This is a genomic window from Paenibacillus barengoltzii NBRC 101215 (assembly GCF_004000745.1).
Lineage (GTDB): Bacteria > Bacillota > Bacilli > Paenibacillales > Paenibacillaceae > Fontibacillus > Fontibacillus barengoltzii.
On sequence record NZ_BILV01000032.1, the window covers coordinates 48,521 to 61,659 of the forward strand.

A 13,139-nucleotide genomic window follows, 5' to 3' on the forward strand; every position below is an offset into this window, starting at 1 on the left:
CTAAATATACCGATATCTTTAGAATAGTTCAATGCCTTAAGTACTATCAGACGCTTTGCGCTCTGCGCCGGGATCAGCACTTCAGCAGCTAAACCTTTCTCCACATTAATATATCGTCCACATACGTTCCGTTAATCAGAAATTCTTCCACAAGACGGCCCTGTTCCACGAATCCGCAGCTTTTGTAAAAAGCAATAGCCCCCGGGTTGCTGCCCAATACACGTAACGACAGCTTGCGTACGCCCCACTCAGCTGCGAACTTCAGCAAGGCATCCATCAGCACTCGCCCCACGCCCTGCCGCTGGTACTTCGGATGAATCGCAATGTTCAGCTCAAGCACATGTTGATTGCTGGGCAGCGGGGTCGGCGGCTTAAAGCCGATATAACCGCAGATCTCCTCGCCTATCCCGGCCACGATCTGACTTCCCGGCGGGCAGCTCTGCAAATATTGCTCTCTCGACTCCCATTCCATTTTTTCCGCTGGCGTATTGTTATAATCCCAAGTGACCTTGTCGATTTCCATCAATGCGGCCGCATCACGCATTTCCGATAGACGCGTCCAAATTTCACGTTGATTCATGAACTTCATCCTTTCTCCTGCTCACTCCGCCAGACCCGGCAGCTGCGGACGACTCTCCCGGTTCATAGCAGCATGTACCAAGAAGGAGAGCACCGACAGCGCTGCAATGCCCACAGCCAACCAAGCAACCGGCGTAAGTCCATTCCAGTCAAACAGCATGCCCATGGCATAAGGTCCAGCAACGCGGCCAGCCGCCCCCATCCCGCCAACCAAACCGAGGTAGAACGGCGCCGCCTTCCCGGTTCGATCCGAGATAAACGACGGGATTGCCGGAGAGATCAGCATTTCACCGAAGGTGGTGAGCACCATGGCCCCGACCATACTCGGGTACGTATGGAAGCTCAAGATTGTAGCGTAACCCAACATGTAGAAGATGGCACTTGCCGTCATTTGGGCCTGCGGGGAGCCGGCAAAGGTCCGCTTTATCCATAAAGTAAAAGGTTGTCCCACAAAAATCAATAACCCGTTCAGCGTCCAGAGAATACTGTAATTCCACTCCGGCATGCCTTGGGAGATGATATACGGCGATACGCCGTTATTCCAGATACAGTTCCCCAGCCAGAGGAAAAACGATCCCACGCCCATAAACAGGTAAACGGGATACCAGCGAAGCAGCGTCCAGACGCTTTGGCCTTCCACCGTTTTTTTGCGCTTCTGTACTTGCAGCTCGCCTTGCGTTTTTTGAACTTTGTTCAAATAAAACCAAAAAAATAAGGCAAACCCCGCCGAAGTGAGTCCATTCAAAATAAAACTGAGATCATACGAGATCTGCGCCAAAAACCCGCTGATGGCCGTCCCCAACGCCACACCAATATTGTTCGCTACATAAATGACATTAAACAGCTCCCCGCGTTGCTCGGCAAACCGAAAACCGATAAACGCTTGAATGGCCGGCATCGTCGTGGCATTAAAGAAACCAACCAGCAGCATCAGCAGCATAAACAGATGCCAGTTCCCGCTTCCGTAGGGCAGCAGAATCAGGAAGAGGGAGGTCAAAGCAAGACCGCCCACGATCAGGCGCTTGACGCCTAGGCGATGGTACAGCGCTCCGCCCAGCAGCTGACCGGCAATCCCTCCGACAGACATGACGAGAATGACCAGGCCGGCATCCGTCACAGTCCGCCCCAGTACCTTAAACACAAACATCGTGACCAAAGGCCACATCAATGAACCGCCCGCCGAACTGATCAAGCTTGCGATCAAAAATACCTTGACTTCCCGCGGATAAGCCTGCAGCCATCTCATCGTGATTCCCCCTTTTGCTGCAACAATTGTGTATATACAAAAAAAGGAGGGCCACCAGGGCCCCCACTCTTGATTCAGATGGATCGGCAAATCTTGCTTGTATTACGCCCAGATTATATTAGTATCGCCTAAAAGCGTGACTCAGGCAAGTATATTTCTAGCGGCGCTTGACATCCACCACAGTGGAGAAGAACACTGCGCCTCCGCCCATATCGGCTATCCGGTCTGGAGTTAAGGCGTTGGCGCGCGTGCGCTTCCCGTCCTCCTGCTGCCACCACAGCCCTTGGCTGACGACTGTGCCCGGCAGCATCTTGTCGGTGACGGACGCCGTAACGTCATAACTGCCGCGATCATTCCACACCGTAACTTCGTCCCCATCGGCAATCCCGCGTGCAGCGGCATCCTCCGGATGAATTTGCAGCACCGGGCCTTTCTCCAGCGCCTTCAGCTTCTCGACATTCCCAAACGTCGAGTTGAGGAAGTTGTGGTTTGGCGGAGAGATGAACATCAGCGGATACGGCGTGTCCTTGCCGGGACGGCGCTCTCCATCATAGCCTTCCACCAACGGCACATACGTTGGCAACGGCGGCAAGCCTGCCCGCTCCATTGTGGCGGAGTACAGCTCGATCTTCCGCGACGGAGTCGGCAAATGGTCGAGCCAGGTTTGCTGCGGTTCCATGTTCAGCTTCACGAACCGTTGCTCCTTCAGTTTCTCCAGCGTCACGCCTTCCAGATACGGATTATGCTTGAAATCCAAAGCCTGCCGGATCATATCCTCTTCCGTATCGCGGAACGCATCGTCGTCAAAGCCCATCGCAGCCGCCAACAGCTTAAACGTCTCGACGTTGCTTTTGCTTTCTCCCTGAGGAGCGATCACCGGCTCTTGAAGCTGAATGTAATGATGCCAATACGAACCGTACAAGTCTGTATTCTCAAAAGAAGACGTCGCCGGCAGCACAATATCGGCATATTTTGTCGTATCTGTCAAAAAGAGATCATGCACCACGGTGAACAGGTCTTCTCGGAGAAGACCTTGCTCCACCTTCCCTGTATCCGGGGCAACCACCGCCGGATTGGAGCAATAAACGTACAAAGCGCGGATCGGCGGATCCAGGGTCAACAAGACGTCGCCCAGCTGGTTCATGCTGACCGTACGCGCGCCCGGGTTGGGCCGCAGATCAGGACGCTCAAGCGCCGTCGCGTTCATTTTGCCGTAAGCGCCGTTGGACTTGAAGGCGCCGCCGCCCGGCACTAGCCATTGGCCGGTTAACGCCGGCAGGCAGCTAATCGTGCGGACCGTCATCCCGCCATTGTCGTGATGCTGCAGGCCGTTGCCAATATGAATGTAGGCGGGCGAAGTTTCGCCGTACAGAACGGCCAGCTTAATGATCGACTCGGCCGGTACGCCGGTGATCGCCGCCACATGCTCCGGCGTGTACTGCTTCACGTGCTCACGCAGCTCGGCATGACCAACCGTATAGCGTTCCAAGAACGCTTCGTTCACCAGGCCGCGTTCGAACAGCACGTGCATCATACCGAGCGCCAGGGCTGCATCCGTACCCGGATACAGCGGAATGAACCAGTCGGCCCGCTGTCCTGTCCGGTTGCGGTGCACGTCGATGACGACGAGCTGGGCGCCTTGTTTGCGGGCTTTCTCGATCAGGGCAATCTGGTGCATATTCGTGCTGACGAGATTGCCGCCCCACACGATGATCAGCTTCGCCTTGACCGTCTCCTCCGGGCTCGTCCCGCCGCCGAATCCCATCGTATATCTCCATCCCGCATTACCCGCGGAATTGCAAATGCCTTGTTGCAGCCGCGTCGCGCCCAAACGATTAAAGAACCGCCGATCCATTCCATCAACGCTCAAGATCCCCATATTGGCGTAAAAACTATACGGCAGGATCGACTCTGACCCATACTCCCGGATCAATCCCTTATAACGATCCGCGATCTCTTGGATCGCTTCATCCCAGGTGATGCGTTCAAACTTCCCTTCCCCTTTGCGTCCAACGCGTTTCAGGGGATACAGCACTCGTTCGGGATGGTAGACCCGCTCCGCCATATTGCGGACCTTATTGCAGATCGCGCCTTGCGTAATCGGGTGATCGGGATTGCCCGTCACCTTGACGATTTTCCCATTCTCTTTATGAAGCAGTAAGCCGCATGTATCGGGACAATCCAGCGGACACACCGCAGGAAACACCCCGTTAGGTTCATGGATCATGTTCCACCCCTCCTGTCTGTAGCCTATTGTAAGAATAAACCACCCCGGCGTAAAGCCCAAGCGGGAATTTCCTTATGGCGGGAGTATGTTGCGCGCACCTCATTTCACGATTATCCCTTTCGCTCAGGTTTCTGAGTTTGATTAGAAATCTATTTGGGGGCAGCATCCAAACTTGATTGGGTAACCCTCTTTCGTGTGGTATCCCTTTGGTACAGTATTTATTTTAATCAGGTATTCCCTTTGTTCAGATAATCATTCTTTATGAAGTGAAGGGTAGCTATTCATAGGAAGGTCGTATGATTAGAGTTAATGAGATGAATGTAAATGGAGGAAGGATGAGAACCCCCAGCCTATCGTCGATTGGCTAATGGGGGAGAGCGAATTAGCTATAAATCGAGGCACTGTTTTTTCTCCTAACGAATCTCTTAACGAATTTTTCTGATTCATCGGGATAATGGTGTAAAGGGGGGCTTCAACAAACAGCAAACCCAGTCAAGGGTCAAACACGCTAAACAAGCCAAGAGCAATTTAAGAAGCCAAGCCAGTCCAAGTCAATCCAAGCAAGGCCAAGCCGGCCAATTAATCCTAGCCGAGCTGAGCCGGGCCGTGCTCAACCCAGCCCAACCTAAACCAAACTGAAGCCCATTCGGATTATCCGTGATGCTTCGCCGCCTCAGAGGACGCAGCCAACCCGGCAGCCGTTGCATCCTTGGACCCTTTATCCTTCAGAAAAGCTGCCCAATACGCCGAAGCCACGAAGATAGCCCCACCGGTTAAATTCCCCAGCCATACCGGTACAAAGTTACTCAAATATTCGCCCCAAGAGTAATATCCTTCAAAAATTGCCGCTGGAATCAGGAACATATTCGCAACAACGTGCTGGAAGCCAATCGCAACAAAGGCCATGGTTGGGAACCAAATGCCTAAGATTTTACCGCTCATATTATCTGCGCCATAGGAGAGCCATACCGCCAAAGCAACCAACCAGTTGCAACCGATCCCGGACACGAATGCTTGCAGGAATCTGTCGTCCAGCTTATGACCAGCCATATCGACCAGCTTCTCAAGATAAGGCCCGCTGGCCGTCAAACCAACCACGTGTCCAAAAAAGTAAGCGACAAACAAAGCGCCTACGAAATTGCTTAACGTGATGAGGACGAGATTTTTGCACAGATCTCCAGTGGAAATTCGCCCCGCCATCCGTGCCAACGGCACCGCCATCATATTACCGGTCAACAACTCCCCGCCCGCCAGCAGCACTAGAATCAAGCCGATAGGGAATACCGCAGCCCCGATAAAATTAGCGATACTGCCCCATTCCGCCGGAGCGCTGCTGATCACGCGAATATCAAGAAGGAAGCCAAGCGCGATAAACGCCCCTCCCAAAAAACCAAGAATCAATACGGTAAGCAGTGGATAATATGCTTTTTTGACGCCATATTCTACGGATACTTCGGCAATTTGTGCAGGTTTAGAATAAGCCATGATCCTGTCTCCTTTTATATGTCATTTCTAAACGACACTTCACAGGTCATTCGTCGTTTGAAGTCGTGTTCATTGTAGCGTGTGAATGGACCTTGAAAAAATAACATAGATCACGTTAGCGTTTTCACAAATTAGGGATTTCCCTAATGATCACAAAATCACAAAAGACCCCTTCCAGAGCAATCCCGGAAAGGGTCTTTAACCTGCACGTGAGCGCGTAATTATTTGGATGGTGCGGCGATCCCGCCCAAGATTAACTGCCATACCGCATCAAAATCTGCGTCAATCCGCTCATTCGTCCATTGGCGGAAGTGTGCGGGATGATGGAAATGCAGGAACGCTAGGAAGATGGCTCTTGATGCTTCCTTCGGCTCCAACGCTTTAAACTCTCCCGCACGGATGCCGCCCTCAAAAATTGTGTGAATCTGTCCGATCAAGTGATCAATATGAGCTTCGATGATCTCCGCGGCTGCTTCAGTTACAGCGGCATACATGGCAAACATCTCTGGGTCTTCGCTGGCATAGGTTCGCTTGCAGCCAATTAACGTCTTCAGCCACAGCTTCAAGCGCTCCGTATAACTTCCGTCTGTGCCGTTCGCAATATCTGCTAGAGGGGCGGCAATGCTTCGCGTTAACCAACGTTCCGTCACCGCTTCGCGAAGCGCGGCCTTGCTGGAAAAATGCCGGTACAACGTGCCATGACTTACTTGCAGCGCACGCGCCACATCCAGCACGGAGGTTTTATCCGGTCCGAAGCGCCTTAGCACCTGCTCTGCGGTATCCATAATTTGTTCTTTGCTTAAAGGCAGCTCGTTGCTCATTTCACCCGTCCTCCTCCCCGTTTTTTCCCCACTATATCAAAATCGCATCCAAATGACAATGATACGATTCTGTCAATTGTGAACAGCTATCATCAGATGAAACCGCCGTTAACGCGAAGGGTTTGCCCGGTAACCCAACCGGATTCCGGCCCTGCCAGGAACAGGACGACGCTCGTAATATCCTCTGGCTCCGCCAACCGTCCGAAGGCATTGGTGTTGCCGACGGCTTTGATTTGCTCCGGTGTTTTTCCGACAGTAAACAGTTCTGTATTCACCGGTCCTGGGCCAACCGCATTGATCGTAATGCCCAGCGGTCCAAGCTCCTTCGCCAGCTGCCGTGTGATCTGCTCTACAGCTCCCTTGCTGGCTGCATAAGAGCTGTAAGTAGGGAACATTTGACCGGTGACGGATGTCGAGAAGTTGATAATACGGCCCCCTGCCTCCATATAATCCACAGCTTTCTGAATCGCGAAAAAGGTTCCCTTCACGTTAATCGCAAATTGCCGGTCGAAATCCTCTTCCGTGATATCTTTCAGCGGCTTCGTAACCATGACCCCCGCGTTATTGATCAGAATATCGAGACGTCCAAAGGTTTCCTTCGTCTTCTGGAACAGCTTCTCCAATTCAGCCAGCTTGCTGACATCCGCTTGAATCGCGACAGCCTCCACGCCCTCAGCTTGAATCCCCTTCACTACGGCCTCTGCTTTCTCAGGGCTGCTGGCGTAGTTTACAACGACTTTGGCCCCGCGGCGTGCCAATTCCTCTGCGATCGTTTTCCCCATCCCTCTAGATGCACCTGTTACCAAAGCGACTTTTCCATTCAACAATTGTTCGGTCATTTTAATTTCCTCCTAAATGATAGTGTGATGAAATTTGAACAGATTTATTAGTTTTGAGCGTTTTGTGCGGTTTTGACATGCAACAACTCTCCAAAGCCCAGGCGGTTAATGAAATTCTCCTGCGCCTGACGGGCTGCCTCGTTAACCTCTTCAACGCCTGCATTGGTGAAGTCCACGACGCTGCGGAACGGGCGTGTTCCCGCCGGCATCGCAAGAATGCGAGCAATTTCTTCGCCAACCGCTCTAGGATGGGCATCGACCCCTGGTACAAATAGACTCGACGTAGCTTCTTCATTACGCTCTACCAACGGGTCCAGCTCGGCATAAGCCTTACTCCGTTCTACATCGCTTGCCCGGCTGGCATTCGGGAAATGGTCGGTTCCCTCAGTAAACGGACCTGGCATGACGATCGTCGTTTCGATGCCATATTGCCCTACTTCGTAGGCGGTGACCTGAGCAATTGCATCACCGGCGAACTTGGAGGCTACGTAAGGGCCCATGAATGGTGGAGCAACTACCGTCGTTGTGCTGCCGACATAAATAAGAGTTCCCGAACGACGCTCTCGCATATGCGGGAGTACAGCCCGGTTCACCCGTTGGATTCCGAGGGCGTTCACGTCAAACAGATGATGGATATCCTCTGGGGTAAACGCCTCAACGTAGCCAACCACTAAATGACCTGCGTTATGCACGACGACATCCAGTCTGCCGGCCTCCTCAAGAATCGTTGCGACGGCAGCTTCAGCCGAAGCATCGGATTGCACGTCGAGTTCCACAACTCGAAGGTCCAGCCCATGGCTTCTTCCATATTCCAGAAGCTCCTCGGCACGGACAGCATTGCGGCCTCCGATGTTCCGCATGCTGGCATATACCGTGTGTCCGGCCTCGGCCAAAGACCGAGCCGTCAAATTTCCGATTCCAGTGGATGCGCCCGTGACGAGAACTACTTGATCCTTCGTTTCATTTTTCATTTTGATCATCTCCTCCATTTGATGGCTTGATTATATACCGAACATATATCAGATATCAAGTATCAATTTTTTATTTTTGTCATTTGTTTTTTTGGCTATAGGGTTCCAATCAAATAAAAAAGCCGATTCCTCAAGGGTTTATGCCCTTTTCGAATCGGCTTATTTCGATATGAAACTTGTTGATGTTCTTGTATTAAGCGTGAACCGTTTCCCGCTTCGGAACTTCCGGCAACACCTGTAAGCCTGCACTGTTCAAGAAATTCCACGGTTTGTTGTAATGAGGTTGGAAGAAGAAATCAACGAAAGCGAGCTCTTCCATTTTCATTCCATTTTGGATGCACACCGAAATCGTGTTGATCGACTGAGTCAAGTCTACTTTCGACATGATTTGTGCGCCCAAAATCCGGCGAGTATTTTTCTCGTAGACTACCTTCAGCAGGACCGGCTCATGGGTTGGCATAAATTCCGGACGGTAGTTGTCTGTGATCAGCACCGCCTCTGCATCCAAACCGGCGTCCTTGGCTGCTGCTTCTGTTAATCCGGTTCCGGCGATATTATCCTCATAGATTTTAATGCCCGAAGTGCCTTGGGTCCCCATATACTTCACGGTTGGTGTAACCAGATTCCGTGCGACCAGCGTCCCCATGCGGACGGCGTTGGTGGCCAGCGGGATATAAACATGCTTGCCTGTCGGGTTATAGTAGACGGCGCAGCTGTCACCTGCCGCATACACATCCGGCTTCGAGGTGCGCATATATTCATCCACGATGATCGCGCCATTGTCCAGCATATCAACCTGACCTTTTAACAGCTCTGTGTTAGGACGGAACCCAATGCACATAATCACCAGGTCGGCAGCGTATGTGCCTTTATCGGTAATCACTTGCGCGACTTTGCCATTCTCGCCTTCAAAGCGTGTGACTTTTTGGCCTAATGCCAGCTCAATGCCATGGTCGCGGAGCGATTGTTCGATCTTGTCCGTGTACTCCGCATCAAGGTACTTGCTCAAAATGCGCTCCTCCGCATCGATCAACGTAACGTGCTTTCCATTAAGCTGGAACGCTTCAACCAGCTCCACCCCGATGTAACCTGCACCGACAACAACGATGTTGCTGGCTTGTTTTGCTTTTTCGATGATGGTGTTGGAGTGGTTAAAGTTCTTCGAGAGCAAAATATTCTCCAGATCACTGCCCTCAAACTTCGGTACGATCGGCCACGACCCCGTCGTAACAATCAGCTTGTCGAACCGATCTTCAAACACTTCGCCGGTCTCTAAGTTGCGGGCTTGAAGGACTTTCGCGTCTGTATCCACCGATACGACTTCATGCCGCATCTTTGTATTTACACCCAGCTCAGCCAATTGCTGCGGCGAGGAGTAAAACAGCCCCTGAGGATCTTTCACCATCCCTCCGACATAGAGGGCGATGCCGCACGACAAGAACGAGATATTGTCGTTCCGTTCATATACGGTAATTTCCGCCTCTGGGTAAAGTTGGGCCGTATTAACGATGGCTGCCGTGCCTGCGTGTGTACATCCGATAACTGCTACTTTCATGATTTCTTCCTCCTCCATAATCCATGCTGTTTGTTGGTGTATAGTAAACGTCATAACTTGTGAAAACTGTCACTTATGAGTTTGGATTATTGTGATTTTTTTCACTTCATGCTTCTTATTATAGTGTGGCCTTTTTCACATTACAAGAGGAAAAAGAAAGAAATTTTAAATTCTGAATTTAAAATGTCCGAAAGCCTAGCTATAATCCCTTCTCGCACGCCTCTTTTGCACGATGATCCCTTTGATTCAGCTTGGGGGAGCCCTTATCAGATTTCCCTTTGATTTGGGATCTTAAGCTGGAAGATTGAGGGGTCGAAAAAGAAAAGCACTTGGAACCCCGAAGCCTCTTCAGGATTGCCAAGTGCTTATTATTTAAGCAAGTGCGTATCGCGTATGTAGAAAGAAACCAGCGTCCGCGTGCATCTCTCCTTCAGCGGCAGCCGGCTCTTTATTGCGCTTGAGCCGCAGCAAGCTGCTGACGGATCTCCTCATATTTGGCCTCCCGCTCCGACTTGGAGAGCTTGGGACACCCGTAACAGTATCCAATTCCGGTGTCCGTCCGATAGGCCAAGCAACAGGTTGGTTTCATCGGAGATTTCTCACCTGGCCGATAAGGATCATCCAGCAGCACTTCCTTGACCCGATACGGATTGCGCTTTAAGCCAAACACCTCAGCTGGCAGCTCCTTCACGCCCTCATACTCCTCCAGGAGTTGAGAACGTGAGTCTTCTTCCTCCAGACGCCCCGCGATGGCATGGACATAATATTGCACACCTAGAGGCAACTGTCCCCATAACTGGGCAACCGGCAGCTTGGAGACGGCCGCCATATTTTCCATGACAGGTCGCAGCACTTCCCCGTAAAAACGAGTTAGCTCCCGGGTCTGCCAGGAATGACGGTCAATGGTCGGCCAAGGCTGTTCTGCTTTATCGTTTAGCACAAAATAAACCCAAGGAAATCCGTTCACCATCACGAGTTGCAGGGTCAGATTATCAAGCGAAAAATGGAGCTTGCCGGAGGTCACCGACACCATATAGTGCAGCGCCGCACACACGACTCGCCAGCTCGAAGCAAAATAGGTGGCGGATACTTGAAGATCAAGCCCCTTAATCTTCTCCTGGTAGATTTCCAAAAAAGCCACCAGCTGCCCTCGATCCAACAGCCGCTCAGCAGGCATCGTGAAGAAAGCATCCGTCCGCTGCTCTGTAACAATCGCCAATTGCTGCTCCAGCAGCTGATAATTGATGTTCATCTTGGGTTCCCCCACTACAGGAACGAGACGACTTTGGGCGAAGCCTCTTCCGGTCCATCATTTTTGCCCTTGCGTACTTGTACTTTGCCTTCAGCTGCAGCCCGGTACAGCTCATAAGGGAGGCACAGCGGCACACCGCTCCGCGGATCGGTTACGATATCCGCCTCGATCCCGAACACATCGCGCAGCACTTTGGAGGTCACGACCTCTTCCGGTGTACCGGAAGCGACAGCCTGGCCTTGCTTAATCGCGATCATATAATGTGCGTAACGAGCAGCATGATTCAAATCATGGACAACCATCACAATCGTCCGGTTGGATGTGGCATTCAGCTCCTCCAGCAATTGAAGCACTTCCAGCTGATGGGCCATATCTAGGAACGTCGTAGGTTCGTCGAGGAACAGGATATCCGTCTCCTGCGCCAGCGCCATGGCAATCCAGGCCCGCTGCCGTTGACCGCCGGACAGATGCTCTAAGGCCCGGTCACTGAACTCGGTCATGCGGGTGGCTTCGATCGCCCACTCGACAATTTTCCGGTCTTCGGCCTTCAGACCTCCGAACCCTTTCTGATGTGGAAAACGCCCGTACGACACAAGCTCATAAACCGTTAATCCTTCCGGGGCGGTTGGGTTCTGCGGCAGAATCGCCAGTTGCTTGGCTACCTCCCGCGTCGACTGCTTATGGATCGATTTGCCGTTCAGCAGCACGCTGCCGGACTTCGGCTGAAGGATCCGAGCCATCGTTTTCAGGACCGTTGATTTACCAGAGCCGTTCGCGCCAACCAACGCCGTGATTTTCCCCTCGGGAATCGAAATATTTAAGTCTTCGACGATCAGACGATCCTCATAGGCAATGTCTAGATGCGAAGTTTTTAAGGAGACCATGGCACCCATCCTTTCCGTGTCCAACTGAATAAACCCACCAATGTATCATTGTTAAAAGAGTCTATCGCACGACTTCATCTTAGATTCATAAAAACTTCATCTTCTTAAAGATACTGATAATCATTATCAGGTGTCAACTGTTAATTTTATTCGCTTTCTTCGTTGGAGGCAAAAACAAAAAAAAGACGCCCGCAGGCGTCTTTCCCGGATAAGCTCACGCTCTCCAAAGATCTAATGAAATCATTGACCAGATACCGGTATGGCATCATAATATTCTTCCAACGTAATACCGCGTTTACCAATGTCAGCTGCAATTTCTTTTCCTACATAACGCAGGTGCCATGGCTCATATTTGTAACCGGTAATGTCTTCCTTCCCTTCCGGATAACGAATGATAAATCCGTACTCGGTGGCATGATCCGCCAGCCAGGCCGCTTCCTTCGTGTTACCAAAGCAGCTTTCCGCTGCGCATTTGCCATCGCTGCCCGAAACGTCGATGGCCAGCCCAGTCTCATGCTCGCTGTGGCCCGGAACCGCGCTGTACGTCTTCGCAACTTCCTCGCCGTCCTTCTCCACGTAACGGTTAAACAGCGCCGTTTGGGTCTTATGTGAACGGTACGCCGACACGCCAGCCAGGTAGATCCCGTCTTTCTCGGCTCCAGCGAACAGCTCCTCAAGCGCCTTCGCCGCCTCTTTGCGCATCATGCGTTTTTCGATTTTTTCTTTGAACGTAAACCGAACGTCGGGATACACCAGATCCTTCGGCTCGTAATCATCCGGCAAAGCAAATTGCTTGTTAATCAGCACCGCCACACTGTACGGATCCGACATCGCCGCGCGGTCCCCTCCGCTGCTGTCGCTGGAACCATCAGGAGCTTGTGCCGAATCGCTGGAATCCCCATTGCCGGTACTGCCATCGTTTGTTGCGTTATTGCCTTCTGTAGCTTGATCGTCCGCGGTGCTGGTGTCGTTGGCAGCATTGTTCCCTGCCCCGTTATTGGCGCCGACAGCCGTGTTCGTGCTGTTCTCTGCTGGTGTCTGCGGAGCGTTGGCTGCTTGTTTGCCGCAACCTGCAATTAGGACCGCTGTTAACAACAGGGCCATCGCCGCAGTCACCACGCCTTTCTTGCTGTTCATCCTGGTTCCTCCCCTGTACGGGGCCTGGATTGATGTTTCCCAGGCACCTTATGTGTTTTCTACTATTCTTTAACGGATGGACCCGTTAAAAGTTACTTGGTAAATCGAGGGCGCCGGCTACCGCCCCCGGCGCCCTCGTCCCC

11 protein-coding genes are annotated in these 13,139 nt (G+C 51.9%); all 11 read right to left on the reverse strand.

All coding sequences use genetic code 11. The features are described from left to right. Positions 1–88: 88 nt before the first annotated feature. Complete coding sequence (locus PBA01S_RS10930) at positions 89–580, reverse strand: GNAT family N-acetyltransferase (RefSeq protein WP_084770905.1); 492 nt, start codon at positions 578–580, stop codon at positions 89–91. A gap of 21 nt (positions 581–601) precedes the next feature. Further along, a complete protein-coding gene (locus tag PBA01S_RS10935; protein ID WP_016314201.1) occupies positions 602–1,825 on the reverse strand; it encodes an MFS transporter in 1,224 nt (407 codons plus the stop codon). Positions 1,826–1,982: 157 nt separating this feature from the next. After that, on the reverse strand, positions 1,983–4,052 hold the full coding sequence (locus PBA01S_RS10940; RefSeq protein WP_127575983.1) for a molybdopterin-containing oxidoreductase family protein: 2,070 nt from the start codon (positions 4,050–4,052) through the stop codon (positions 1,983–1,985). Positions 4,053–4,703: 651 nt separating this feature from the next. Next, positions 4,704–5,537: a formate/nitrite transporter family protein gene (locus tag PBA01S_RS10945; RefSeq protein WP_127575984.1), complete on the reverse strand. Its 834-nt coding sequence runs from the start codon at positions 5,535–5,537 to the stop codon at positions 4,704–4,706. Between the two features lie 221 nt (positions 5,538–5,758). Next, a complete protein-coding gene (locus PBA01S_RS10950) occupies positions 5,759–6,358 on the reverse strand; it encodes a TetR/AcrR family transcriptional regulator (RefSeq protein ID WP_028539321.1) in 600 nt (199 codons plus the stop codon). A 92-nt stretch (positions 6,359–6,450) separates the two neighbouring features. Then, positions 6,451–7,197 carry an SDR family oxidoreductase gene (locus tag PBA01S_RS10955; RefSeq protein ID WP_127575985.1) on the reverse strand — a complete coding sequence of 249 codons (747 nt, stop codon included), beginning with the start codon at positions 7,195–7,197 and terminating at the stop codon, positions 6,451–6,453. Between the two features lie 47 nt (positions 7,198–7,244). Continuing rightward, a complete protein-coding gene (locus PBA01S_RS10960; protein WP_127575986.1) occupies positions 7,245–8,168 on the reverse strand; it encodes an SDR family oxidoreductase in 924 nt (307 codons plus the stop codon). Between the two features lie 193 nt (positions 8,169–8,361). Beyond that, the gene (locus PBA01S_RS10965) at positions 8,362–9,723 is read right to left on the reverse strand and encodes an FAD-dependent oxidoreductase (RefSeq protein WP_127575987.1); all 1,362 of its coding nucleotides are present in this window, start codon (positions 9,721–9,723) and stop codon (positions 8,362–8,364) included. A 448-nt stretch (positions 9,724–10,171) separates the two neighbouring features. After that, a complete protein-coding gene (locus PBA01S_RS10970; RefSeq protein WP_127575988.1) occupies positions 10,172–10,975 on the reverse strand; it encodes a hypothetical protein in 804 nt (267 codons plus the stop codon). Between the two features lie 14 nt (positions 10,976–10,989). Then, the gene (locus PBA01S_RS10975; protein ID WP_127575989.1) at positions 10,990–11,859 is read right to left on the reverse strand and encodes an ABC transporter ATP-binding protein; all 870 of its coding nucleotides are present in this window, start codon (positions 11,857–11,859) and stop codon (positions 10,990–10,992) included. A gap of 240 nt (positions 11,860–12,099) precedes the next feature. After that, complete coding sequence (locus tag PBA01S_RS10980) at positions 12,100–12,996, reverse strand: M15 family metallopeptidase (RefSeq protein ID WP_127575990.1); 897 nt, start codon at positions 12,994–12,996, stop codon at positions 12,100–12,102. Positions 12,997–13,139 lie beyond the last annotated feature (143 nt).

Coding starts and splice junctions, on each gene's coding strand:
- PBA01S_RS10930 (WP_084770905.1), bottom strand. CDS start 580: ATGAATCAACGTGAAATTTGGACGCGTCTATCGGAAATGCGTGATGCG.
- PBA01S_RS10935 (WP_016314201.1), bottom strand. CDS start 1,825: ATGAGATGGCTGCAGGCTTATCCGCGGGAAGTCAAGGTATTTTTGATC.
- PBA01S_RS10940 (WP_127575983.1), bottom strand. CDS start 4,052: ATGATCCATGAACCTAACGGGGTGTTTCCTGCGGTGTGTCCGCTGGAT.
- PBA01S_RS10945 (WP_127575984.1), bottom strand. CDS start 5,537: ATGGCTTATTCTAAACCTGCACAAATTGCCGAAGTATCCGTAGAATAT.
- PBA01S_RS10950 (WP_028539321.1), bottom strand. CDS start 6,358: ATGAGCAACGAGCTGCCTTTAAGCAAAGAACAAATTATGGATACCGCA.
- PBA01S_RS10955 (WP_127575985.1), bottom strand. CDS start 7,197: ATGACCGAACAATTGTTGAATGGAAAAGTCGCTTTGGTAACAGGTGCA.
- PBA01S_RS10960 (WP_127575986.1), bottom strand. CDS start 8,168: ATGAAAAATGAAACGAAGGATCAAGTAGTTCTCGTCACGGGCGCATCC.
- PBA01S_RS10965 (WP_127575987.1), bottom strand. CDS start 9,723: ATGAAAGTAGCAGTTATCGGATGTACACACGCAGGCACGGCAGCCATC.
- PBA01S_RS10970 (WP_127575988.1), bottom strand. CDS start 10,975: ATGAACATCAATTATCAGCTGCTGGAGCAGCAATTGGCGATTGTTACA.
- PBA01S_RS10975 (WP_127575989.1), bottom strand. CDS start 11,859: ATGGTCTCCTTAAAAACTTCGCATCTAGACATTGCCTATGAGGATCGT.
- PBA01S_RS10980 (WP_127575990.1), bottom strand. CDS start 12,996: ATGAACAGCAAGAAAGGCGTGGTGACTGCGGCGATGGCCCTGTTGTTA.